Source organism: Sphingobacterium sp. HJSM2_6 (genome assembly GCF_049316305.1).
Taxonomy (GTDB): domain Bacteria; phylum Bacteroidota; class Bacteroidia; order Sphingobacteriales; family Sphingobacteriaceae; genus Sphingobacterium.
This window is the reverse complement of sequence record NZ_JBMOXB010000002.1, coordinates 44,736-66,376: the sequence shown is the minus strand read 5'-3', so window position 1 is coordinate 66,376 and position 21,641 is coordinate 44,736. Positions and strand designations below refer to the sequence as shown.

Genomic DNA, 21,641 nt, shown 5'->3' with positions numbered 1-21,641 from the left:
ACAATGGTTTCTAAAAACTAACCGAAGTTTTAGACCTGTTATCTGTTAAAATATTGCAATGCAAAAAAAACCCGATAAATCGCGTTACACGATTTATCCGGGCAAAAGTAAATATTTTTCTTTGATTACCAAGAAGCTTTTTTCACTCCCGGGATTTTTCCGTCTAAGGCCATCTCACGGAATGTTACACGAGAGATACCAAATTGACGCATATATCCTTTTGGACGACCAGTCAATTTACAACGGTTGTGTAAACGAACTGGAGAAGCGTTCTTAGGCAATTTATCTAAAGCTGCGTAATCACCAGCAGCTTTTAAAGCTGCACGTTTTTCAGCAAACTTAGCTACTAATTTTTGACGCTTAACTTCACGCGCCTTTAATCCTTCTTTAGCCATTGTTATTTGAATTTTGATTTTTGAACGGTAAACCGAATTGTTTCAATAACTCCAATGCTTCGATATCATTTCCAGCAGATGTTACGAAAGTAATATCCATACCTTGGATCTTGTTGATTTTGTCAATGTTGATCTCTGGGAAAATGATTTGCTCAGTGATACCTAAGTTGTAGTTACCACGACCATCAAAACCTTTATCGTTAATTCCACGGAAGTCACGAATACGTGGCAATGAAACCGCGATCAAACGATCTAAGAATTCATACATGTTGTTATCACGTAAAGTAACTCTTGCTCCGATTGGCATTCCCTTACGCAATTTAAAGTTAGAGATATCTTTTTTAGATTTGGTAGAAACCGCTTGTTGACCAGTGATTGTTGTTAATTCACTAATAGAATTATCAATTAATTTCTTGTCAGCAGTCGCAGCACCAACTCCTTGAGATACTACAATTTTCTCCAGTTTTGGAACTTGCATAACGCTTTTATACTGGAATTTTTCTTTAAGCGCTGTACGGATTTCCTCCGCATACTTCGCTTTTAATCTTGGTACGTAAGTCATTATTTAATTTCCTCCCCTGATTTTTTAGCGTAACGAACTATTTTCCCATCAGCATTTAGTTTACGACCAACGCGAGTAGTATTACCCGTTTTTGGATCGATTAAAGCCAAATTAGAAATGTGAATAGCAGCTTCTTTCTCAATGATTCCTCCATTAGGATTCGCTGCACTTGGTTTAGTGTGTTTTTTAACGATGTTAGCGCCTTCAACGATTGCTCTATTAGCATCAACTAATATTTGCAATACTTTCCCTTGTTTTCCTTTAGAGCTACCAGCGATAACTTTCACTAAATCTCCTCTTTTGATTTTGATCTTGTGAGTAGTTGTTTGTGTTTTCTGTGCCATAATTATAAAACCTCCGGTGCTAATGATACAATTTTCATGAACTGCTTCTCACGCAACTCTCTAGCTACTGGGCCAAAGATACGTGTTCCACGAGGCTCATCGTTATTATTTAATAATACTGCCGCGTTATCATCGAAACGAATATACGATCCATCTTTACGACGAATTTCTTTTTTCGTACGAACTACTACAGCTTTAGAAACTGAACCTTTTTTTACGTTTCCTGAAGGTAAAGCGCTCTTTACGGTAACAACAATTTTATCACCGATCGATGCATAACGCTTCCGCGTTCCGCCCAATACACGAATTACTAAAACTTCTTTAGCACCGCTATTGTCAGCTACATTTAGTCTTGATTCCTGTTGTACCATCTTATTTAGCCCTTTCTATAATTTCTACTAATCTCCAGTTCTTAGTCTTACTCAGCGGACGCGTTTCCATAATTAATACCGTATCGCCGATACCGCAGGTATTTTGTTCGTCATGAGCTTTAAATTTAGTAGTTTTCTTAACGAATTTACCGTAAATAGGGTGTTTCACTTTACGTTCAACAGCTACAACGATAGATTTGTCCATCTTATTGCTAACTACTAAGCCGATTCTTGTTTTTCTTAAATTTCTTTCCATTTCGACTTAAATTTTATGCCTCAGCGGCTGTTTCAGATTTTGCTGCATTATTACGCTTAGAAATCTCAGTAGAGATACGAGCTATAGTTTTGCGAGCTGCTTTGATCACATTTGGGTTTTCAACAGCAGAAACAGCATGTGCAAATTTCAATTTGTTTAAGGCAGCTTTCTCTTCTACAAGGCGAGCTGTTAGATCCTTAGTTGATAATTCTACGATTTCTGAATTTTTCATTTCTCAATTTGTTGAGTCGGGTTATTATTTGTTTGATTGCCTTACTGGTAACGGCAGTAAGGCGAAACCGATAACATTACCGACGATTATTATGCTTCAACGTAATCTCTACGTATCACAAACTTCGTTTGAACCGGTAGTTTTTGTGCAGCTAAACGCAATGCCTCTTTTGCAACTTCTAAAGGCACACCTTCTGCTTCAAATAACATACGGCCTGGGCGCACTACTGCTACCCAATATTCTGGAGCTCCCTTACCTTTACCCATACGTACCTCTGCAGGTTTCTTGGTAACTGGTTTATCAGGGAATATACGGATCCATACTTGACCTTCACGTTTCATAAAACGTGTAACAGCAATACGAGCTGCCTCAATCTGACGGCTAGTGATCCATGCTGGCTCAAGTGATTTGATACCGAAAGATCCGAAAGCTAATTCTGCTCCACGAGAAGCATTACCTTTCATGCGGCCTTTCTGCATCTTTCTGAACTTCGTTCTTTTTGGCTGTAACATGTTCGTATTTTATTTAAATCTGTCGTAACAGATACTTTTAAATCTTATTATTTAATTAATCTCTCTTTGCAGAACGGTTGTCACCACGGTTATTGTCTCCACGACGTTGACCACCACGGTTATTTCCTCCACGACCACCACGGTGATTGTTGTCACGACGATCTGATCCACCTTCATTACCTGAACGTGATTTTACTCCAGATGCTTGACCAATGTTTGGTGATAAATCTCTTTTTCCGTAAACTTCTCCTTTACAGATCCATACTTTTACCCCAATTTTACCGTAAGTTGTTAATGCTTCTGCTAATGCATAATCGATATCAGCACGTAAGGTATGCAAAGGAGTTCTTCCTTCTTTGTACTGCTCTGTACGAGCCATCTCAGCACCACCTAAACGACCTGAACACATTACTTTGATCCCTTCAGCTCCCATACGCATGGTGGAAGCAATTGAAGTTTTCATTGCACGACGGAAAGAAATACGAGCTTCTAATTGTTTTGCAATTCCTTCAGCTACTAACTTAGCATCTAATTCTGGACGTTTGATCTCGAAAATGTTGATTTGTACATCTTTCTTAGTTAATTTCTTTAACTCTTCTTTGATCTTATCAACTTCTTGACCTCCCTTACCAATAACGATACCTGGTCTAGCTGTATGGATAGTTACAGTGATACGTTTTAACGTACGCTCAATAACTACCTTTGCAACACCGCCTTTAGCGATACGTACAGAAAGATATTTTCTTATTTTTTCGTCTTCAACCAACTTATCAGAATAGTTGTTGCCTCCGAACCAATTAGAATCCCATCCTTTGATGATTCCTAATCTGCTACCTATTGGATTTGCCTTTTGTCCCATTCTAAATTTTGCTTAGTTGTTAACGTTATTTAAACTATCTACTACCAAAGTTACGTGGTTTGAACGCTTACGAATTCTGTATCCACGACCTTGTGGAGCTGGACGCAATCTTTTCAATTGACGACCACCACCTACAGATACTTCCTTTACAAATAAACCACCTTCTTCTAATGAAGCACCTTCGTTTTTAGCTTCCCAGTTTTTAATTGCTGATAACAACAATTTTTCAACACGGATTGCCGCTTCTTTTCCAGTATGTTTTAAGATATAAAGAGCATTCTCTACTTTCTGACCACGGATAAGATCCACTACTAAACGCATCTTACGTGGTGAAGTAGGGCAATTCAATAACTTGGCAGTAGAAGCTCCTCCTACCTGAGCTTTTTCCTGCTCTTTGCGCTGCTTAATTAAGACAGACTTTTTGAGTTTTTTTGTTGCTTCCATTACCTATTATTTTTTCTTTTCTGCGTGGCCTCTGAATGTACGCGTAGGCGCAAATTCACCAAGCTTGTGACCAACCATATTCTCTGTTACATAAACCGGAATAAATTTATTCCCGTTGTGCACTGCGAAGGTATGTCCAACAAAATCAGGGGAAATCATTGATCTACGAGACCATGTTTTAATAACTGATTTTTTGTTTGTTTCATTCATAGAAAGAACTTTTCTCTCTAAGTTGTGATCGATATAAGGACCTTTTTTAATTGAACGAGCCATTATTTTTTCCTTCTCTCAATGATGTAACGATTCGATGTTTTCTTCTTGTAGCGTGTTTTGTAGCCTTTAGCTAATAAACCTGTGCGTGAACGAGGGTGACCTCCAGATGAACGGCCCTCACCACCACCCATAGGGTGATCTACTGGGTTCATGGCAACACCACGAACGCGAGGACGACGACCTAACCAACGTTTACGACCTGCTTTTCCTAATACTTGGTTAGACTTCTCAGCATTTGATACTGATCCAATTGTCGCAACACAAGTTAATAAGATCATACGAGTCTCACTTGAAGGCAATTTGATAATAGCATACTTACCATCACGTGCAGACAATTGTGCATATGTACCTGCTGAACGTGCTATTGAACCTCCTTGACCAGGATTCAATTCAATATTATGAATGATAGATCCTAATGGAATGTTCGCTAATGGTATAGTATTACCTACTTCTGGGGCTACTTTCTCGCCTGCGATTACAACTTGACCTACTGTTAATCCAGCTGGAGCAATGATGTAACGTTTCTCACCATCAGCATAATGCAATAATGCAATACGTGCTGTACGATTTGGATCGTATTCAATGGTTGCTACTGTTGCAGGGATATCTTTTTTATCGCGTTTGAAATCAATTAATCGGTATGATTTTTTATGTCCCCCACCGATATAACGCATAGTCATTTTACCGGTATTGTTACGACCACCTGACTTCTTGATGCTAACTACTAATGATTTCTCAGGAACGTTAGTTGTAACGTCTGAATAATCAGCACCTACTCTGAAGCGAGTACCAGGGGTAACCGGTTTGAATCTTTTAACTGCCATTTCTTATTATAGTGTACTGTAAAAGTCAATAGTTTCACCATCTTTCACCGTGATGATGGCTTTTTTATACTTAGGGCTTCTGCCGGATACAAATCCTGCTTTCGTGTGACGGCTTTTTGCTTTACCAGCAACAACCGCTGTATTTACTGCTACTACTGTAACACCAAACATTTGCTCCACTGCATTTTTGATTTGAATCTTGTTTGCTCTATGATCTACTTTGAAAGCATAACGGTTTAATTTTTCCGTCAATGATGAAGCTTTCTCTGTTAAAATAGGTTTTTTGATAATCTCCATATTACTTAGCGAATGCTTCCTCCAAAGTTTTAACAGAATCTGTTGTTAACAATAATTTCGTTGCATTCAATACATCATATGTATTCAATTCTGATGCTACGATAACTTTTGCTTTTTTCAAGTTTCTGCTTGATAAATAAACATTGTTATTGTATGCTGGCAATACTAATAAAGTTTTCTCGTCAGCAATATTCAATGCATTAACCAATGCTACATAGTTCTTTGTTTTGATGCTATCGAAAATGATTTCGTCTAACACAACCACATTGTTCTCTTGTGCTTTGTAACTTAATGCTGATTTACGTGCCAATTGCTTTAATTTCTTATTCAATTTAAAGCTATAATCACGTGGTTGAGGACCGAATACACGACCACCACCATTAAACAATGGAGACTTGATTGAACCCGCACGAGCACCACCAGTACCTTTTTGTTTGTGTAGTTTACGAGTAGATCCCGCAATCTCATTACGTTGTTTGGATTTGTGTGTTCCTTGACGTTGATTTGCTAAGTATTGTTTGACATCCAAATAGATAGCATGATCGCTAGGCGCTACACCAAATACCGACTCAGGAAGTTGCACCTTGGCACCTGTTTCTTTACCTGATAAATTTAATACGTTAACTTCCATCTCTACTATTTGTCTACAATTACAAATGAACCCTTAGCTCCTGGAATGGAACCACTTACCACGATCAGGTTTTGCTCTGGATAAACTTTCAAAATTTGTAAATTCTGAACTTTAACGCGCTCTCCACCTGTACGACCAGCCATACGCATTCCTTTGAATACTCTGGAAGGCCATGATGAAGCTCCCAATGATCCTGGTGCACGTAGTCTGTTGTGCTGACCGTGAGTCGCACCTCCTACACCACCAAAGCCATGACGCTTCATAACACCTTGAAATCCTTTACCTTTAGAAGTACCAACTACGTCTACGTACTCGCCTTCTGCAAATAAAGTGACATCAATGATGTCTCCTAGTTCTTTTGAATCCTCGAAAGTCTTGAATTCAACTAGTTTACGCTTAGGACTAACTCCTGCTTTTGCAAAATGTCCTTTTAAAGGTGCTGTTGTGTTCTTTTCCTTGGCTTCATCAAACCCAAGTTGAACAGCAGAATAGCCATCCTTCTCTACCGTACGTATCTGCGTTACCACGCACGGCCCAGCCTCGATTACTGTACAAGGGATATTCTTCCCTTCAGTGTTGAACAGGCTGGTCATTCCTACTTTTTTACCAATTATTCCTGACATGTTATAAATTAATTAATTATTCGTCCATCGAAGCAGTAGGGCTCCGCTCAAGACACAATTCCCCATTAAGGGACTGCAAAAGTACAAACAATTTTATAACTATCAAATAGTTAGTAAATTATTTTTAAATAATTAATTATCAATCAACAACAATTCTACTACTTTTTAGAATTTTATGATCGATTCACCTCGTAATAAGCGTTGGTACCTCAGCAAAGATTCTACGTAATAATAATCCGCATACGTCAAGGGTACATCTATCTCTCCTTGTAAAGGAAGTGCCCCGACACTATGCTTTAAAATAAATCCTCCAAGCTCCCCTTCCTTCGCAAAATATGTGGAACCCGACAATGTTTTTAGCATACTTTCAGCACTTGTAAAATATCGCTTAGCAGATTTACCTTTCGAATATTGAGCTAATTCCAATAAGGCAGAAGCCATAATAGCCGCTGCAGAAGCATCCCTTAACTCTCTTTTGGCATAGATCTTACTAGCTGTCGAAATTTTATCAAAGTCAAAATCCCAATAGGGTATTAAATCTTTTGGCATATTTGGATGTGACAAGACAAAGTCAGCAATTTTTTGTGCCTGCTTTAAATAACTTTTTAAACCCGTTTCCCGATATAGCATAGTAAAACCATACAATCCCCAAGCCTGGCCCCGAGCCCATGAAGATTCATCAAACGCACCCTGATGGGTCTTCTTTGATAACACAGTGCCGTCTAGCGGATTATAATCAATGACATGGTAAGTACTGTTGTCTTTTCGGAAATGATGCTTAATCGTCGCATTGGCATGGCTTATTGCAATGTCTTTGTAAGTCGGGTCGCCAGTTATTTTTGACAGCTGCGTCAAAAACTCCAAATTCATCATATTATCTATAATCACTGCAAACTTCCATGAGCCATGATCCCATGAACGAATTGTTTTCGTCTTGGCATTATACCTGGAACTTAATGATTCAGCCCCATTTCGTAAGATCGGTAGGTAAGCCGCCGTATCGTTGCTTAGTCGAAGTGCGTTTCCAAAACTACAGAATAACATAAAACCTAAATCGTGCGTGCCTTTATTAAACTGCTCCCCTTCCAAATCGGGTAATTTCCGAAGCGCTAATTCTTTTAGACTTTCATCTTTTGTTCCCTCAGAAACCAATAATAGCGAGCCCGGAAAAAAACCTGAACACCACCAGGATGAATTTGAAAACCTTAATTTCCCCTGTTCAAAAGTTTGAGGAAATTTACCAAGGGGGGTTGAGCTTGCCAAAATCCGCAATTGATTTGCCGCTAAACCCAATTGCTGATCGATAAACTTTTCATCCATTTGAAAAACTTGTTTCGATTGAGCTCTTAATCCCTGTGGATTAAATAGGAATAAACAGATCCAAAGAAAACAGGCTTTTGGAATTATCCCACAAGCACGTAAATGCCTTATGCCATGACGATCAAAGAGGCGAGCGTATAATAATAAATTTTTCATTTTCGGTATGATATGAATCAAGAATAAATTGGTAATACAATTGCAAATTAATAAACATACAAAAAAATGCGAAGTCATAAACCTCGCATTTTCCAATTATCTTTTTTTATAAACTAATATTGTCCCGTATTTAGCATGACCAGTGTACATGCCTCAACGACTTCAATACCATTTTCTCTTGCCTTAGCCGCTAATTCCGGATTTTCAGCTCCCGGATTAAAAATTAAACGTTTAGGCTTCGTATTTAATATATAATCATAATATGGAGCTTGATTTTTTGGCCCTACATATAACGTTATCGTATCAATATCTTCATATAAATGCTCAGCAGGTTCGATTTCTACACCGGCCACTTTACCTGTCTTCCTACCTACATTGATTATGGTATTTCCCTTTCTTACTAATTTATTGGCAACTAAGTAAGAATATCTTGCTGGGTTGGTGCTTGCACCTAAAATTAATGTTTTTTTCATACACGCTTATCTTTTATTCAACGAATTCCCCATTTGCATTATAGGCATTTTGTCTCAAAATAGGAATTTCTAATATCTTATACAAATTATCTAACTGATTCAAACTACCATTTGCCATGTTTGTTAGCAAGACAATCGTCACATCATTCTTAATATCGCGAACATATAGACTTTTAAACCCATGCCACCAGCCCGTATGATAAACCACTTGGTTATTCGGCGGGTAAAACGTTCTCCATCCATACCCATAGCTAAACAAACTACGCTTGGCATCACTCCGTGGCATATAAGCCGAATCCAATGTCGCTTGTTGCAATACTCGACCTTCCCGTAGTGCCCGGTCTAATAAAAACAGATCTTGAACCGTACTGTAAATCCCCTTATCCCCTACAGGTCCATCCAAGTAATTTTGAACAACAGATCTTCTCCATACCTTATCATGTCCAATGACTTTAGTAGGTATTTTTTCATAAACCGCTTTCGAATAAACATTGGTATGCTTCATCCCTGCAGCATCGAAAATCTTTTCCTTCATGTAAACAGCAAAATCTTGCCCAGTTACTTTCTCCACAATTGCCGCTAACACCATATAATTTGAGTTATTATAATGAAATCGACCATCAGGAGCTCCATACCGCCCTGGATGATGCTCAATAAGCAAATTCATTGCATCTTGATTAGTCATTCCTTTCTTACGGTCTTTCCATACCGTTTCGGCAAAATAAACGTAATTTGGCAATCCAGATCGATGCGTTAACAGCTGTTTAATCGTAATTCCTGGGTAAGGAAAATTCGGATAAAAATCATTAACCGTTTGCTCAAGCTTTAGCTTTCCATCTTCCACTAATTTCAAAACACCTAAACCCGTCATCGGTTTTGTAGCAGAAGCTAATTCAAATTGAGAATCTAGTGTTAAACTATCTTTCAACAAATGATTTGCCCATCCAAATGAATTTTGATATAAAATTTTCCCTTTTTTAGCCACCAATACATTCCCGTTAAAACCAGAACGCTGATGTAAATTTTTCATAAATTCATCAATTTGCGGATCTGCTTTACTCGGATCATAAAGTAAGCTGATGCTATCTTTTTTGTTTTGATCTTCTTTTACTTGCAATTGTTTCGCTTCAGGCGAGGAACAGGAAATAATCACGGAAACCCCGAATCCTAAGCATAAAAACACATTCCTTAAATACACGCTTACCTAATTTTTAAATCTATTGTATATAATTCTATCTATGGATAACAAAATAACACTTATACAATCAAAATACAATAATATTTAACTTTCTATGGGTATTTTTTAGTAACAAATTCATGAGTTAATAAAATCAACGAGGACCTGATCAAAAAAAATGACATAAAAAAAAGCTGCATCGTATGATGCAGCTTCATATCCTGATGCCAAAGGCATGCTTGTTTACGCTAGTAACTTAATAGGAGCTTCTAATAGACCCTTTAAAGTTTGTAAAAATTGTGCGCCTGTAGCACCATCAACTACGCGGTGATCACATCCTAAGGACAATCTCATCACATTTCCTGGTACTACTGCAGCATTTTTAACAACTGGTATTTGCTGAATAGCACCAACAGATAAAATAGCACCATCTGGAGAATTAATAATCGATGTAAAGTCATCAATACCAAACATCCCAAGATTAGAAACTGTAAAGGTAGAACCTTCCCAATCCGATGGTTGTAGTTTTTTAGCTTTCGCTTTTTGCGCAAAATCTTTTACTTCCGCAGAAATATGAGACAAGCTTTTGCCATCAGCAAAACGAACTACAGGAACTAATAAACCATCTTCTACGGCCATAGCAACCCCAATATTCGTGTGCTCATTATAACGAATCTTATCCCCTAACCAAGATGAATTTACATTCGGATGCTGTTTTAATGCTACAGCAACAGCTTTAATAATCATATCGTTAAAAGATACTTTCACTGGTGCAACCTCATTAATTTGCGCACGAGCAGCAATCGCATTATCCATATCTATACTCACATTTAAATAAAAATGTGGAGCAGTAAATAACGATTCAGAAAGTCTTCTCGCAATAGTTTTACGCATTTGGTTCACTGGTTTCTCCGTGAAACGCTCTTCACCAATATATTGAGGTAGACTTATACTTTTTACTTCTGTAGCCGTAACCTCTGTTGCAGCTTTAACTGCAGGAGCTGCCGCTACAGCAGGAGTATAGTTCTCTACGTCTTTTTTTACAATTCGACCATTTTCTGCAGAACCTTTAATTTGAGTTAAATCAATTCCCTTGTCTTTAGCAATTTTTCTTGCTAAAGGAGATGCTTTAACACGTGAATCGTCAGCTACAACAGCGCTAACTTCTTCTTTTTTGGTATCTGATGCCGCAGCCGCTGTATTTTCAGCCTTCGCCTCCACTGCTTTCGCTGGACTCGATGACTTCTTGTTCAATAATGGCGTAATGTCTGTACCTTCTGGACCAACAATAGCAATGATATCATTTACTTTTGCTGCACTTCCGGCTTCTAATCCAACATAAAGCAAGGTTCCATCCGCATAGGCTGTAACCTCCATCGTTGCTTTATCCGTCTCCACATCCGCTATTGCATCATCCGATTTGATGGTATCGCCTACTTTAAAATTCCATTGAGCAATGACCCCTTCAGTCATTGTATCACTTAACAATGGCATGGTAATCACGGTAACGCCTAAATCTTCCGCAGAAACACTTGAACCCTCTACAGGTTCAGCTTCCGCAGACGCAGCCGCTACTGGAGCTGCTTCCTTAGCCGTGCCAGCTGATCCAGCTCCACTGATTAATGATTCAAATTCTTCACCTTCTTCGCCTAAAACAGCGATTACGGTATCCACAGGAACTGCTTCACCTTCTTTCGGACCTACATATAGTAAGGTACCCTCTTGATAGGATTCAAAGTCCATGGTTGCTTTATCTGTTTCAACTTCTGCGATTAAATCACCAGAGTTTACTTTATCACCAACTTTTTTGTGCCATTTTGCGATTACGCCTTCTGTCATCGTATCGCTCATTTTTGGCATTTTTACTACTTCAGCCATTTTTTAGGTTTTGTTCTATTTAGTTAAAGTAATTATCTATTCTTAATCCAATATAAATGGATAATCTTTTTGCACATATACATCTTTGTAGATCTCATCTGCAGTAGGGTATGGAGATTCTTCAGCAAATTTAACTGAATCTTCTACGACTTTCTTCACATCTGCTTCTACCGATGCAAACCATGCATCATCTGCGTATTTATTTTCTATAATAGCATGTTTTACTCCAATAATTGGATCACGCTCTTTGTATTCTTCCAATTCTTCTTTCGTACGGTATTTTGCAGGGTCAGACATGGAATGTCCTTTATAGCGGTAAGTACGAATTTCTAAAAATGTTGGGCCTTCACCTGCACGAGCACGTTGAACAGCTTCATCCATCGCGTTGTGAACAGCAACTACATCCATTCCATCAACAGGTGCACTAGGCATATCAAATCCTAATCCCATTTTGTAGATGTCCTGCATATTCGTTGTACGTTGTACCGAAGTTCCCATCGCATAACCATTGTTTTCACAAACAAAGATTACTGGAAGTTTCCATAACATGGCCATATTCAACGTCTCATTGAATGCACCTTGACGTACAGCTCCATCTCCCATATAACATACATTTACATGGTCTTTACCTAAGTATTTCTCTGCAAATGCAATTCCTGCTCCTAAAGGAATTTGACCTCCTACGATTCCATGACCACCCATAAATTTATGTTCTTTGGAGAAAAAGTGCATCGAGCCCCCTTTTCCTTTAGAACATCCAGTAGCTTTTCCATATAGCTCAGCCATACAAGCATCAGCTGAAACTCCTTTAGCCAATGCATGTGCATGATCACGATATGCAGTGATTAAGGAATCTTCCGGTTTAATAACCGACATAGTACCTGCTACTACAGCCTCTTGACCAATATATAAGTGACAGAATCCACGGATTTTTTGTTGGCCATATAGTTGACCAGCTTTCTCTTCAAATTTGCGCATGAGTAGCATGGATTTATACCACTCTAGGTAGGTTTCTTTTGTTATAGGTGTTGAACTCATTTCTAAGTGTTGAATTTCTTTACTTAACTGACCACAAATTTAATCAATTTCTACGATATTTTTGATATTTTTTAGGTTACATTTCCTGCTTTTATACGCAGTATTGTCAAATTATCTTCATGTTATTCTTTAGACTTTGCATATCCCTGTCTAAAAATCAGCTAAGGCCCGAAAAATGAAGAATAGAATCTGTTAAAGATCGTAAAATTCCATCTGACTTACGATGCCCTTAGCAAGCAGTAAGAAACTGTAATCTAACCCAATATACGTATTAAATCTTGTTTACTAACTTTTTGCTGTTCTCCTGATTTCATATTCTTAAGCGTCAATTGGCCTGATTGCATTTCTTCCTCTCCGACCAGCAATACATATGGAATTTGATTTGCATCCGCAAAGCTCATTTGTTTTTTTAATTTAACCGGAGAAGGATAAAGTTCTGCAGCAATATTTGCTGCTCTTAATTCTTGCAAGATCGGCAAGTTAAACGTATCCATGGCCTCATCAAAATTAATAATGAGTAATTGGGTCCGGTCATTATCACTTGGCGGAAATAAATCCAATTCTTCTAACACATCGTATATCCGATCGGCCCCAAAGGAAACACCAACACCAGTTAAATCCTTCAAGCCGAACATGCCTGTCAGGTCATCGTATCGACCGCCTCCACCAATACTCCCCATCTGCACTTCGTTGGTTTTCACCTCGAAAATACAGCCCGTATAATAATTCAAACCACGAGCTAAGGTAATATCGACTTCAACTATGTTTTCTAACAAAGCTTCTTGTCCAAATTTTTGGATATACTCAAATACGGTTTCCATCTCGGAGATGCCCTTTAAGCCAATGGTTGAATGCTGCAATACCACTTTAAGTGCTTCAAGTTTCTGTAGATTATTCCCTTGAAGCGCAATAATGGGCTCCAATATCCTAATATCTTCCTCGGTGAATCCACGGGTTAAAAGTTCATTTTTAACTCCATCAAAACCAATCTTATCCAATTTGTCAATTGCCACAGTCATATCCACAATTAAGGATGGTTTCCCAACAATTTCAGCAATACCAGATAAAATTTTCCGATTATTTAGTTTGATGTTAAAATCCTTTAAGCCCAATTTGCTCAAAGCTTCTGCATAGATCAGGATAAACTCGGCTTCATTCAATAAAGAATCAGAACCAACGACATCGACGTCGCATTGGTAAAACTCCCTATAGCGACCTCTTTGCGGTCTGTCTGCTCGCCAAACGGGTTGAATTTGAAAGCGTTTAAAAGGCAATGCAATTTCATTTTGATGCATCACCACATATCTTGCGAATGGAACGGTTAGATCATAACGTAAGGCTTTTTCACTAATATGAGGGATTAATGAATTGGAATCATTAGCATCCAAAATAGCTCCAGGAACTTTACTCAAATAATCACCTGAGTTTAAAATTTTAAAGATTAGCTTATCTCCTTCATCCCCATACTTACCAGTTAATGTGTTTAAATTTTCAAATGTTGGTGTTTGAATTTCGCTAAATCCGAACTTTTTGAAAATGGGTTTTAAGGTGTTGAATATATAATTTCTTTTCTCCATTTCTCTTGGAGAAAAGTCACGAGTACCTTTTGCTAACGAGGGTTTAATAGTTGCCATGTCGCAAAGGTAGGAAAATTCGTATGATTAATTTGGAGCAGTTTACAATTTGCGTATGCGCTCTTTGGAAGGAAATTGATGACCTACGGGTCAAAAGATTTAGGAGATGGATTCTTCAAAAATCTTTAAATATTCACAGGCTTTTTCCGCGGCGGATTTCTCGGCACTTTTCTTATTAAAATCTCGACCTATACCACAATCTTCGCCATCGACCACCACTTTAATAGAAAACATTTTCGTCGACTCGCCTTCGGGATTGTCAATTTGTAAAAAAACAACTTCTTTTCCAGAGTGCTGGCACCATTCGATCAAGCGACTTTTGAAATTCGTCTCCGTCATTTCCAGGTGATGGATATCCACATGGGTTTTGATAATCCGACCAAGCAGAAATTCACGTGTAAATTGATACCCTTTATCTAAATAAACGGCACCTATTAATGCCTCAAAAGCATCACCTAATAATGAACCTTGTTTATTGGGGTAACTAATCATGCGCGCATCGTATTCGATGAGCTCATTAAATCCTAGCTTTTTGGAAAGCTGATTTAAATTGACACGGGAAACTATTTTTGACCGCATTTCAGTCAAAAAACCTTCATCCTTGTAGGGATATAATTTAAAAAGTAATTCTGCAATCACAGAACCTAATACAGCATCACCTAAGAACTCCAGTCGTTCATTACTGTTTTTCACGCCATCTTTAACCCAAGTGGCCACAGACTTATGTCTAAATGCCATTTGGTATAAGCGTACATTTCCAGGAACGAACCCTAAAATATTCCTTAGTTTTCGTACATAGATTCGATTAGGAGACAGATATAGATTATAAACCTGTTTAATAGGCATGTTTTGCAAAATAAGAAATAGGTAGTTGCTAGCAACTACCTATTATTTATGTCTAGCCTGAAAATAGCATTCAACATATTAACCGTTGAATTTTTTAACTATGATTGTTGCATTATGCCCACCAAAACCAAATGTATTGCTTAAAGCGGCATTAACAACCCTTTTCTGGGCTTTATTAAATGTAAAATTTAATCGACTATCAATATCAGGATCGTCGGTGAAATGATTAATTGTAGGTGGTACAAGATCATTTTTTACCGCTAGGATTGAAGCTACTGCTTCCACTGCTCCAGCTGCACCAAGAAGATGACCTGTCATCGACTTCGTAGAACTAATATTCAAATTATACGCATGCTCTCCAAATAAATCAACGATGGCTTTCGTTTCACTAACATCACCCACTGGGGTCGATGTACCATGAACATTGATATAATCAATATCCGAAAAATCCATTCCCGCATCTTTAATTGCCATAGTCATCGCCAATTTAGCACCCAAACCTTCAGGGTGTGAAGCGGTGATATGGTAAGCATCTGCACTCATTCCCCCTCCGACAATTTCTGCATAAATTTTGGCACCACGTGCTAATGCATGTTCTAAACTTTCCAAAATAATTGCGGCTGAACCTTCTCCAGAAACAAAACCATCCCGATCTTTATCAAAAGGTCTAGAGGCTGTTTTTGGATCATCATTCCGTGTAGAAAGCGCATGCATCGCATTAAAACCTCCTATACCCGCTTCATTTATTGTAGCCTCAGAACCTCCGGTAATAATGATGTCCGATCGACCTGCACGAATGTAGGTGAATGCATCTATCATGGCATTGGTTGCCGAAGCACAAGCAGAAACTGCAGAAAAATTTGGCCCTTGTAGTCCATGACGCATCGAGATGTGTCCTGGCGCAAGGTCTATTAACATTTTTGGAATAAAAAATGGATTGAATCTTGGGGTACCATCCCCTTTAGAATAAACAGCAACCTCTTCCGTAAAAGTTGTCAACCCTCCAATTCCTGATCCCCATATTACTCCAATTCGGGTTCTATCAAGTTCATCGAAATTTAATCCGGCATCCTTAACCGCTTCATCGGTGGATGCAATAGCATACTGAACGAAAGGATCCATTTTACGGGCCTCCTTACGATCCATATACTGCAATGGATCAAATCCTTTTACTTCACAAGCAAATTGTGTCTTGAATTTCGACGCATCAAAATGCGTGATAGGAGCGGCTCCACTTACGCCATTGATCAACCCATCCCAATATTCTTGGACTGAATTACCAATAGGTGTAAGTGCGCCTAATCCTGTTACAACTACTCTCTTAAGCTCCATTTATGATGTTTGGCCTAATAAAATTAGTTAGTTAACGTTTTTTTCTAAGTAAGCGATTGCTTGACCTACAGTGCTGATGTTTTCAGCTTGGTCATCAGGAATTGCAACGTTGAATTCTTTTTCAAATTCCATGATCAACTCTACTGTATCAAGTGAGTCTGCACCTAAATCATTCGTGAAAGAAGCTTCTGGTGTTACTTCATTTTCGTCTACACCTAACTTTTCAACGATAATTGCTTTTACTCTTGATGCGATATCTGACATGATTTTCTAATTTAATTGTGTAATAAATCTGTGCAAAGAAAAAATAAATTTCCCCAAAAATCAAATCTTTTTGATTTTTGAAAACAAATAAAGAACAAAGTTAACGTAATTATGGTTTAAAACCTATTTAAGTTAACCTTATTCAATAATAACAAATCTAAAATAGTTTTACAAACATAATCCTGATTTAATGAAATTTTTACTTAATAAATTATTTTAAACAGCATATTTCTGTAAATTTGTTAATTATTAAGAGCTGAATCGTTTTGAGCAAAATTACTTTTAAACTAGAAACTGACTTCGACCTCGAATTAGATTTCGTTCTAATTGGGATTAGCTCTACCTTGAAAGATTATCGATTATGTCATTTCATCAATAAATTTTCAGGTCTACAACTGATCAAAGGGAAGGAAGATTACAAAGATCATAACGGAAAAGAAAAGGAAAAACCCAAAGACGAACTCGATTATCATATCCTTTTTGAATCTAAAAAAACGAAACCCTCCATACTGCATCACTTTAATATTTTCAGATACCATAACCAAACATTCGATTTTGAATATTATTTAATGAGCAATAAATCGATTGAAGGTGGTTCTTTAATTCCTGAAATAATAAACTTTGATTATTTTCTATTAATCAAACATTATATTGATGAAGAAGACTTGGAGGCCTTAATCGATAATATTAAAGCAATACCTGAGGTGCTATTAGCAAAAGAATTAGACCCAACAGTATTGAAATCTAAAGAAAATCTAATATTTTAGCGAATTATTAGATAGTGTAACTTTTACACATAAACCTAATTTGTTATTTTCTAAGGGTAGTGGAGAATAATATTAACAATAAAAGTTAAATAAAATTTAAAATTAAATTTAAATGGATAAACTAAAAAAGCGGACCAAGATTGTAGCTACATTGGGACCAGCTTCTTCAAAAAAAGATGTTTTAACTCGTATGATTGCTAAAGGTGTCGATGTATGTCGCCTTAATTTTTCACACGGTAGCCAAGAAGATCACCTAAAAGTGATCAACACCATCAATGAAATTAACCAAGAAAACCCTTTCAATGTAGGTATATTAGCGGATTTACAAGGTCCAAAAATTCGTATCGGAAAGATGAAAGAAGGAGGAGCAATTTTAGTTAATGGCTCTGAAGTCGAAATCACTACGGAGGAATTAATTGGGGACGAAAAAAGAATCTATATCACCTATGAGAATTTTCCTAACGATGTAAAAGAAAATGAAATTATTCTTTTAGATGATGGAAAACTTCAATTGAGAGTGCTTCATACCAACCATAAAGATACTGTTAAGTGTCAAGTCGTTCATGGAGGTATATTGACTTCACGTAAAGGAGTTAATCTTCCAAATACAAAAGTATCCATTCCATCGTTAACAGAGGAAGATTTAGATAACCTAAATTTTGCATTAGATCATGGGGCAGACTGGATAGCGATGTCTTTTGTACGTTCTTCTGAAGACATTTTCCAATGTAAAGAAATTATCAAAGCAAAAGGATCTCATGCAAAAGTTATTGCAAAAATTGAGAAACCAGAAGCTATTGAAAATATTGATGCCATCATTGAAGCGACAGATGCTGTGATGGTAGCTCGTGGTGATTTAGGGGTAGAACTGCCGATGGAAGAAGTACCTGGTTTGCAAAAAATTATTGTACAAAAATGTCGTAATCTTTCTAAACCAGTAATTATTGCTACACAAATGCTTGAGAGTATGATAACGACTCCAAGACCAACTAGAGCAGAGGTGAATGATGTTGCCAATTCAGTGATCGATGGTGCTGATGCGGTGATGTTAAGTGGTGAAACTTCGGTAGGTGAATTCCCGGAAATCGTAATCGAGACTATGGCAAAAATCATTACCCATGTGGAAGCGACTTCATACCCTTACTACAGTGAGAAAGAAACATCTATTCCCGTAGACATCACACGTATTCCTGATGCTATTTGTAGTTCATCGATCTTCTTAGCCGAAAAAACTAAAGCTTCAGCTATCGCAGTAATGACTTCATCGGGTTATACTGCATTAGAGATTTCTAGCTACCGTCCAGACGCTGACATCTACGTATTTACTGGTAACAAAACTTTATTACGGACCTTGAGTTTAGTATGGGCTGTGCAAACTTTCATCTATGAAAAATATGAAAGTACCGATGGCACCATTCAAGATGTGAATAAATTATTGTTACAATACCATTTGGTAGAACCAGGAGAAATTGTAATTAATACTTCTTCTACACCATTACACGCTAAAGGTAGAACCAATACCATCCGTGTTTCTGAAGTGAAATAAGTAAAAAATGATGAATAGGCTTAAATTTGAGTAAATCGTTCCATCGAAATTCTTCAAATTTATTCCCTAATCTCTAATAAAATAAATGGGGCTTGTATGTGCAAATCATACAAGCCCTTTTTACTTAAGTTTACCTAGCTATCCTCCAAGGCCATTTCCAGAGACCTACAAAAAAACACCCCCTCCTACCCAATCTGATAAATTCAATCCCAGCAAATCGCCATGTCAAGTAAAACCTTGGATTTCAATCGGCTATTCAACGGATCTCCTACGGATATTTACACAGCTGTTCCGAACTACCTCCGAAGGAGATCCGACTAAGATCCACTGAAATTAACAACAAACATGCGATCATGTACAGCACAAGCAGGCAATTTGGTTTATTTTCAGGATCTGTTGATAAGAAATAATTTAGACTAAAAGTGCTGGCCATTTTGGAGTAGAAGGATACTCTTTTCAAATAAAATAACAAGAAACTTATCTTACGGATTATTTTACTTATTTTAGGTTTCAGCAGCCAAAAGACCAAGATTTATTGCTTAGGGCATGCTGATCGTTGAGCCTAAAAAAAACTAAATTCGCAATTCTATAAAACCTACTATAGTTGAAGTAAAAAGAAAATACCTTGTCTTTGCTGTTAAATTGTGTTAAAAGAGAAAATTGGCATATTTAGCTGCTTATTTTTGTAACAATGAAAAAAAGAAGTATTGCGCTTATTATATGGTTAATGTCTATAGCCCTAATTGCAGTTATGGCTATGCAATATTACTTTGTACGGGAATCCTTTCGCCAAAAGTCAAAGTTGTTTGATGAAGCCGTAAACGCTTCTTTAGCCACGGTAGTAAGTCGCATTGAACGTAAAGAAATTTACGATTTTGCCCGAGAACAAGAACGACAAAATCAAGAACGATACCGAATTACCCAACAAAATCAGGAGAAAAAAGAAAAACAATTAGCTCAACAGCTCAGGATTCAGGATGAAATAAAAAAGAGCCAAATAGAAATTTTCAACTATCAACAAAAATTTCAGCATTTGGAGAAACAAATGAATGATGAGTTTGTAAACACCATTCCTATTACCAATGAATTTTTCGAAACTTATGTAAGGCGCAAAGAATACCGACACCTCATCACGATTCGCTTAGAAAAATTCATTAGCCCAGAAATGAAAGTTCAAGAGTATGCAAGAATAGATGCACTTAAACAAATTCCATCCCTTCCTGTCATAGACGATAGTGTTCGTTTTATTATTCCCGAATTTGAACCTTTTTACAATACCGCATCGAGCTTTCAATGGGTTACTTTGCCTCCTAGGACAAACTACCCCTTAGCCATGAAAATTATTGGTTTAGAAAAGCAACTCGCCGATTTATCCAATCAGAGTCTTCACTCGAAATCGGGTATGATTACCTTATTCGATTCCGTTGCTGTATTAGGCGGTAAAAAAAGTTCCGTTGTCGCAGATGTTGCGATGGGCATTGAATTAGCTAAAAGACCTCTCGAAAAAAGATTAAACCGAAATTACGTTAAGCAATTATTGGTGGATGAATTGGCTAAAAGGGGTGTCAAATCCTCCTTTGTAATGTCTGTTAAAAACGACAATAATTTCCCCTTGGTTTTTCAAGAGATTTATGTGGTGGATAATGAAAACTTAAAGGAAGTAAAAAATCTAACCCCATATACTGCCAAACTCTTTCAAGGTGACGAAGGCAAATCACCAGGTGAATTAAGTATCTTTTTCCCTAATAAAGAGTCCATAATAGCGGGAACCATGGGTTATTGGTTGTTTCCTACCATTCTCGCGCTATTAGCGCTCCTTATAGGCTGTTTCGCCTATACGTTAAGCATCATCTTCCGACAAAAGAAAATATCGGAAATGAAGACGGATTTCATCAATAACATGACGCATGAATTTAAAACGCCTGTAGCTACAATCATGATTGCTAGTGAGTCATTAAAAGACCCAGAAATTTCTTCGGATGATAAGCGCGTAAATAAGTTGGCCAATATTATTTATGATGAAAACGTTAGGCTTGGAAATCATATTGAACGCGTACTGAATATCGCACGTTTAGAAAAAGAAAACTTAAAAATAGAACGGGTCAATGTCCAAATAAACGAACTGACGAATGCGGTTATTGAAAGTATGAAATTGCAACTCGAAAAAGCAAAGGGTACGATTGACATCGATTTATCAGCAAAGAATGATGTCGTTATTGGCGATGAATTACACCTCTCTAATGTATTATTCAATTTAGTGGATAATGCGATAAAATACAGCAAAGATGAGCCTCACATCACCGTAAAAACGATGAATAAGAATGGGAATATCATCATTAGTGTGGCTGATCGAGGAATCGGAATGACTAAAGATCAACAAGAAAAAATATTTGATCAATTTTATCGCATTCCAACAGGAAATATACACAACGTGAAAGGCTTTGGCTTAGGGCTAAGCTATGTAAACGACATCATAAAACGCTTGAATGGAAAAATTTCTGTGAGAAGCGAAAAAGATAAAGGCACACAATTTGAAGTAACTCTTCCTCTGAAGCATACATCAGAGCAGGTTGCATAAACTTTTAGA

The 21,641-nt window shown here is 37.4% G+C and carries 26 protein-coding genes; 3 read left to right on the top strand and 23 right to left on the bottom strand.

Annotated features, from left to right (window positions below):
• Positions 1 to 125: 125 nt before the first annotated feature.
• From rpsN to ACFRAE_RS02750, 23 genes are all read right to left on the bottom strand, one after another.
• On the bottom strand, positions 126 to 395 hold the full coding sequence (rpsN, locus tag ACFRAE_RS02860) for a 30S ribosomal protein S14 (RefSeq protein WP_093100399.1): 270 nt from the start codon (positions 393 to 395) through the stop codon (positions 126 to 128).
• Complete coding sequence (gene rplE, locus ACFRAE_RS02855; RefSeq protein WP_422795606.1) at positions 388 to 957, bottom strand: 50S ribosomal protein L5; 570 nt, start codon at positions 955 to 957, stop codon at positions 388 to 390. Before rplE ends, rpsN begins: the two co-directional genes overlap by 8 nt.
• Positions 957 to 1,301 (bottom strand): 50S ribosomal protein L24, encoded by a 345-nt coding sequence (gene rplX / locus ACFRAE_RS02850; RefSeq protein ID WP_422795605.1) that lies wholly within the window; start codon positions 1,299 to 1,301, stop codon positions 957 to 959. The genes rplE and rplX overlap by 1 nt, the downstream gene beginning before the upstream one ends.
• A 2-nt stretch (positions 1,302 to 1,303) precedes the next feature.
• Positions 1,304 to 1,672, bottom strand: a complete 369-nt coding sequence (gene rplN, locus ACFRAE_RS02845) for a 50S ribosomal protein L14 (RefSeq protein WP_002997484.1) — start codon at positions 1,670 to 1,672, stop codon at positions 1,304 to 1,306.
• 1 nt (position 1,673) lies between these two features.
• Positions 1,674 to 1,928, bottom strand: coding sequence for a 30S ribosomal protein S17 (rpsQ, locus tag ACFRAE_RS02840; RefSeq protein ID WP_422795604.1), 255 nt, complete (start codon positions 1,926 to 1,928; stop codon positions 1,674 to 1,676).
• A gap of 13 nt (positions 1,929 to 1,941) precedes the next feature.
• Entirely contained in the window at positions 1,942 to 2,160 is a 219-nt protein-coding gene (gene rpmC, locus ACFRAE_RS02835; protein WP_422795603.1) for a 50S ribosomal protein L29, read from the bottom strand.
• Between the two features lie 89 nt (positions 2,161 to 2,249).
• A complete protein-coding gene (rplP, locus tag ACFRAE_RS02830; RefSeq protein ID WP_033563420.1) occupies positions 2,250 to 2,672 on the bottom strand; it encodes a 50S ribosomal protein L16 in 423 nt (140 codons plus the stop codon).
• 55 nt (positions 2,673 to 2,727) lie between these two features.
• On the bottom strand, positions 2,728 to 3,531 hold the full coding sequence (rpsC, locus tag ACFRAE_RS02825; RefSeq protein WP_422795602.1) for a 30S ribosomal protein S3: 804 nt from the start codon (positions 3,529 to 3,531) through the stop codon (positions 2,728 to 2,730).
• A 12-nt stretch (positions 3,532 to 3,543) separates the two neighbouring features.
• Positions 3,544 to 3,975, bottom strand: a complete 432-nt coding sequence (gene rplV, locus ACFRAE_RS02820; RefSeq protein WP_422795601.1) for a 50S ribosomal protein L22 — start codon at positions 3,973 to 3,975, stop codon at positions 3,544 to 3,546.
• 6 nt (positions 3,976 to 3,981) lie between these two features.
• Positions 3,982 to 4,248: a 30S ribosomal protein S19 gene (gene rpsS, locus ACFRAE_RS02815; protein ID WP_002997495.1), complete on the bottom strand. Its 267-nt coding sequence runs from the start codon at positions 4,246 to 4,248 to the stop codon at positions 3,982 to 3,984.
• Positions 4,248 to 5,072 (bottom strand): 50S ribosomal protein L2, encoded by an 825-nt coding sequence (rplB, locus tag ACFRAE_RS02810; RefSeq protein WP_422795600.1) that lies wholly within the window; start codon positions 5,070 to 5,072, stop codon positions 4,248 to 4,250. The genes rpsS and rplB overlap by 1 nt, the downstream gene beginning before the upstream one ends.
• Before the next feature lie 6 nt (positions 5,073 to 5,078).
• Positions 5,079 to 5,369, bottom strand: a complete 291-nt coding sequence (rplW, locus tag ACFRAE_RS02805) for a 50S ribosomal protein L23 (RefSeq protein WP_422795599.1) — start codon at positions 5,367 to 5,369, stop codon at positions 5,079 to 5,081.
• A gap of 1 nt (position 5,370) precedes the next feature.
• The gene (gene rplD, locus ACFRAE_RS02800; RefSeq protein ID WP_422795598.1) at positions 5,371 to 6,000 is read right to left on the bottom strand and encodes a 50S ribosomal protein L4; all 630 of its coding nucleotides are present in this window, start codon (positions 5,998 to 6,000) and stop codon (positions 5,371 to 5,373) included.
• A gap of 5 nt (positions 6,001 to 6,005) precedes the next feature.
• Entirely contained in the window at positions 6,006 to 6,623 is a 618-nt protein-coding gene (rplC, locus tag ACFRAE_RS02795) for a 50S ribosomal protein L3 (RefSeq protein WP_422795597.1), read from the bottom strand.
• 165 nt (positions 6,624 to 6,788) lie between these two features.
• Complete coding sequence (locus ACFRAE_RS02790) at positions 6,789 to 8,099, bottom strand: glycoside hydrolase family 88 protein (RefSeq protein WP_422795596.1); 1,311 nt, start codon at positions 8,097 to 8,099, stop codon at positions 6,789 to 6,791.
• A 113-nt stretch (positions 8,100 to 8,212) separates the two neighbouring features.
• Positions 8,213 to 8,572, bottom strand: coding sequence for a CoA-binding protein (locus ACFRAE_RS02785; RefSeq protein ID WP_422795595.1), 360 nt, complete (start codon positions 8,570 to 8,572; stop codon positions 8,213 to 8,215).
• A 13-nt stretch (positions 8,573 to 8,585) separates the two neighbouring features.
• Positions 8,586 to 9,770: a serine hydrolase domain-containing protein gene (locus ACFRAE_RS02780; RefSeq protein ID WP_422795594.1), complete on the bottom strand. Its 1,185-nt coding sequence runs from the start codon at positions 9,768 to 9,770 to the stop codon at positions 8,586 to 8,588.
• 222 nt (positions 9,771 to 9,992) lie between these two features.
• Positions 9,993 to 11,627 (bottom strand): 2-oxo acid dehydrogenase subunit E2, encoded by a 1,635-nt coding sequence (locus tag ACFRAE_RS02775; RefSeq protein ID WP_422795593.1) that lies wholly within the window; start codon positions 11,625 to 11,627, stop codon positions 9,993 to 9,995.
• A 42-nt stretch (positions 11,628 to 11,669) separates the two neighbouring features.
• A complete protein-coding gene (gene pdhA / locus ACFRAE_RS02770) occupies positions 11,670 to 12,665 on the bottom strand; it encodes a pyruvate dehydrogenase (acetyl-transferring) E1 component subunit alpha (protein WP_422795592.1) in 996 nt (331 codons plus the stop codon).
• 254 nt (positions 12,666 to 12,919) lie between these two features.
• Positions 12,920 to 14,299, bottom strand: coding sequence for a histidine--tRNA ligase (gene hisS / locus ACFRAE_RS02765; RefSeq protein WP_422795591.1), 1,380 nt, complete (start codon positions 14,297 to 14,299; stop codon positions 12,920 to 12,922).
• Between the two features lie 99 nt (positions 14,300 to 14,398).
• A complete protein-coding gene (gene rnc, locus ACFRAE_RS02760) occupies positions 14,399 to 15,145 on the bottom strand; it encodes a ribonuclease III (RefSeq protein ID WP_422795590.1) in 747 nt (248 codons plus the stop codon).
• A 78-nt stretch (positions 15,146 to 15,223) separates the two neighbouring features.
• Positions 15,224 to 16,477, bottom strand: coding sequence for a beta-ketoacyl-ACP synthase II (gene fabF, locus ACFRAE_RS02755; RefSeq protein ID WP_422795589.1), 1,254 nt, complete (start codon positions 16,475 to 16,477; stop codon positions 15,224 to 15,226).
• A gap of 27 nt (positions 16,478 to 16,504) precedes the next feature.
• Positions 16,505 to 16,741, bottom strand: coding sequence for an acyl carrier protein (locus ACFRAE_RS02750; RefSeq protein WP_079643602.1), 237 nt, complete (start codon positions 16,739 to 16,741; stop codon positions 16,505 to 16,507).
• 266 nt (positions 16,742 to 17,007) lie between these two features.
• Here ACFRAE_RS02750 and ACFRAE_RS02745 point away from each other — a divergent pair, with 266 nt between their 5' ends.
• The 3 genes from ACFRAE_RS02745 (at position 17,008) to ACFRAE_RS02735 (ending at position 21,632) form a co-directional block, all read left to right on the top strand.
• Positions 17,008 to 17,508, top strand: coding sequence for an IPExxxVDY family protein (locus ACFRAE_RS02745; protein WP_422795588.1), 501 nt, complete (start codon positions 17,008 to 17,010; stop codon positions 17,506 to 17,508).
• A gap of 112 nt (positions 17,509 to 17,620) precedes the next feature.
• Complete coding sequence (pyk, locus tag ACFRAE_RS02740; RefSeq protein WP_422795587.1) at positions 17,621 to 19,054, top strand: pyruvate kinase; 1,434 nt, start codon at positions 17,621 to 17,623, stop codon at positions 19,052 to 19,054.
• A 691-nt stretch (positions 19,055 to 19,745) separates the two neighbouring features.
• Complete coding sequence (locus ACFRAE_RS02735; protein ID WP_422795586.1) at positions 19,746 to 21,632, top strand: ATP-binding protein; 1,887 nt, start codon at positions 19,746 to 19,748, stop codon at positions 21,630 to 21,632.
• Positions 21,633 to 21,641: the final 9 nt, after the last annotated feature.

Coding starts and splice junctions, on each gene's coding strand:
- rnc (WP_422795590.1), bottom strand. CDS start 15,145: ATGCCTATTAAACAGGTTTATAATCTATATCTGTCTCCTAATCGAATC.
- pdhA (WP_422795592.1), bottom strand. CDS start 12,665: ATGAGTTCAACACCTATAACAAAAGAAACCTACCTAGAGTGGTATAAA.
- rplD (WP_422795598.1), bottom strand. CDS start 6,000: ATGGAAGTTAACGTATTAAATTTATCAGGTAAAGAAACAGGTGCCAAG.
- ACFRAE_RS02775 (WP_422795593.1), bottom strand. CDS start 11,627: ATGGCTGAAGTAGTAAAAATGCCAAAAATGAGCGATACGATGACAGAA.
- rplB (WP_422795600.1), bottom strand. CDS start 5,072: ATGGCAGTTAAAAGATTCAAACCGGTTACCCCTGGTACTCGCTTCAGA.
- ACFRAE_RS02735 (WP_422795586.1), top strand. CDS start 19,746: ATGAAAAAAAGAAGTATTGCGCTTATTATATGGTTAATGTCTATAGCC.
- rplE (WP_422795606.1), bottom strand. CDS start 957: ATGACTTACGTACCAAGATTAAAAGCGAAGTATGCGGAGGAAATCCGT.
- rplV (WP_422795601.1), bottom strand. CDS start 3,975: ATGGAAGCAACAAAAAAACTCAAAAAGTCTGTCTTAATTAAGCAGCGC.
- ACFRAE_RS02750 (WP_079643602.1), bottom strand. CDS start 16,741: ATGTCAGATATCGCATCAAGAGTAAAAGCAATTATCGTTGAAAAGTTA.
- rplW (WP_422795599.1), bottom strand. CDS start 5,369: ATGGAGATTATCAAAAAACCTATTTTAACAGAGAAAGCTTCATCATTG.
- rpsQ (WP_422795604.1), bottom strand. CDS start 1,928: ATGGAAAGAAATTTAAGAAAAACAAGAATCGGCTTAGTAGTTAGCAAT.
- fabF (WP_422795589.1), bottom strand. CDS start 16,477: ATGGAGCTTAAGAGAGTAGTTGTAACAGGATTAGGCGCACTTACACCT.
- rplC (WP_422795597.1), bottom strand. CDS start 6,623: ATGTCAGGAATAATTGGTAAAAAAGTAGGAATGACCAGCCTGTTCAAC.
- pyk (WP_422795587.1), top strand. CDS start 17,621: ATGGATAAACTAAAAAAGCGGACCAAGATTGTAGCTACATTGGGACCA.
- ACFRAE_RS02785 (WP_422795595.1), bottom strand. CDS start 8,572: ATGAAAAAAACATTAATTTTAGGTGCAAGCACCAACCCAGCAAGATAT.
- ACFRAE_RS02790 (WP_422795596.1), bottom strand. CDS start 8,099: ATGAAAAATTTATTATTATACGCTCGCCTCTTTGATCGTCATGGCATA.
- rplP (WP_033563420.1), bottom strand. CDS start 2,672: ATGTTACAGCCAAAAAGAACGAAGTTCAGAAAGATGCAGAAAGGCCGC.
- rplX (WP_422795605.1), bottom strand. CDS start 1,301: ATGGCACAGAAAACACAAACAACTACTCACAAGATCAAAATCAAAAGA.
- rpsN (WP_093100399.1), bottom strand. CDS start 395: ATGGCTAAAGAAGGATTAAAGGCGCGTGAAGTTAAGCGTCAAAAATTA.
- rpsS (WP_002997495.1), bottom strand. CDS start 4,248: ATGGCTCGTTCAATTAAAAAAGGTCCTTATATCGATCACAACTTAGAG.
- rpsC (WP_422795602.1), bottom strand. CDS start 3,531: ATGGGACAAAAGGCAAATCCAATAGGTAGCAGATTAGGAATCATCAAA.
- rpmC (WP_422795603.1), bottom strand. CDS start 2,160: ATGAAAAATTCAGAAATCGTAGAATTATCAACTAAGGATCTAACAGCT.
- rplN (WP_002997484.1), bottom strand. CDS start 1,672: ATGGTACAACAGGAATCAAGACTAAATGTAGCTGACAATAGCGGTGCT.
- hisS (WP_422795591.1), bottom strand. CDS start 14,299: ATGGCAACTATTAAACCCTCGTTAGCAAAAGGTACTCGTGACTTTTCT.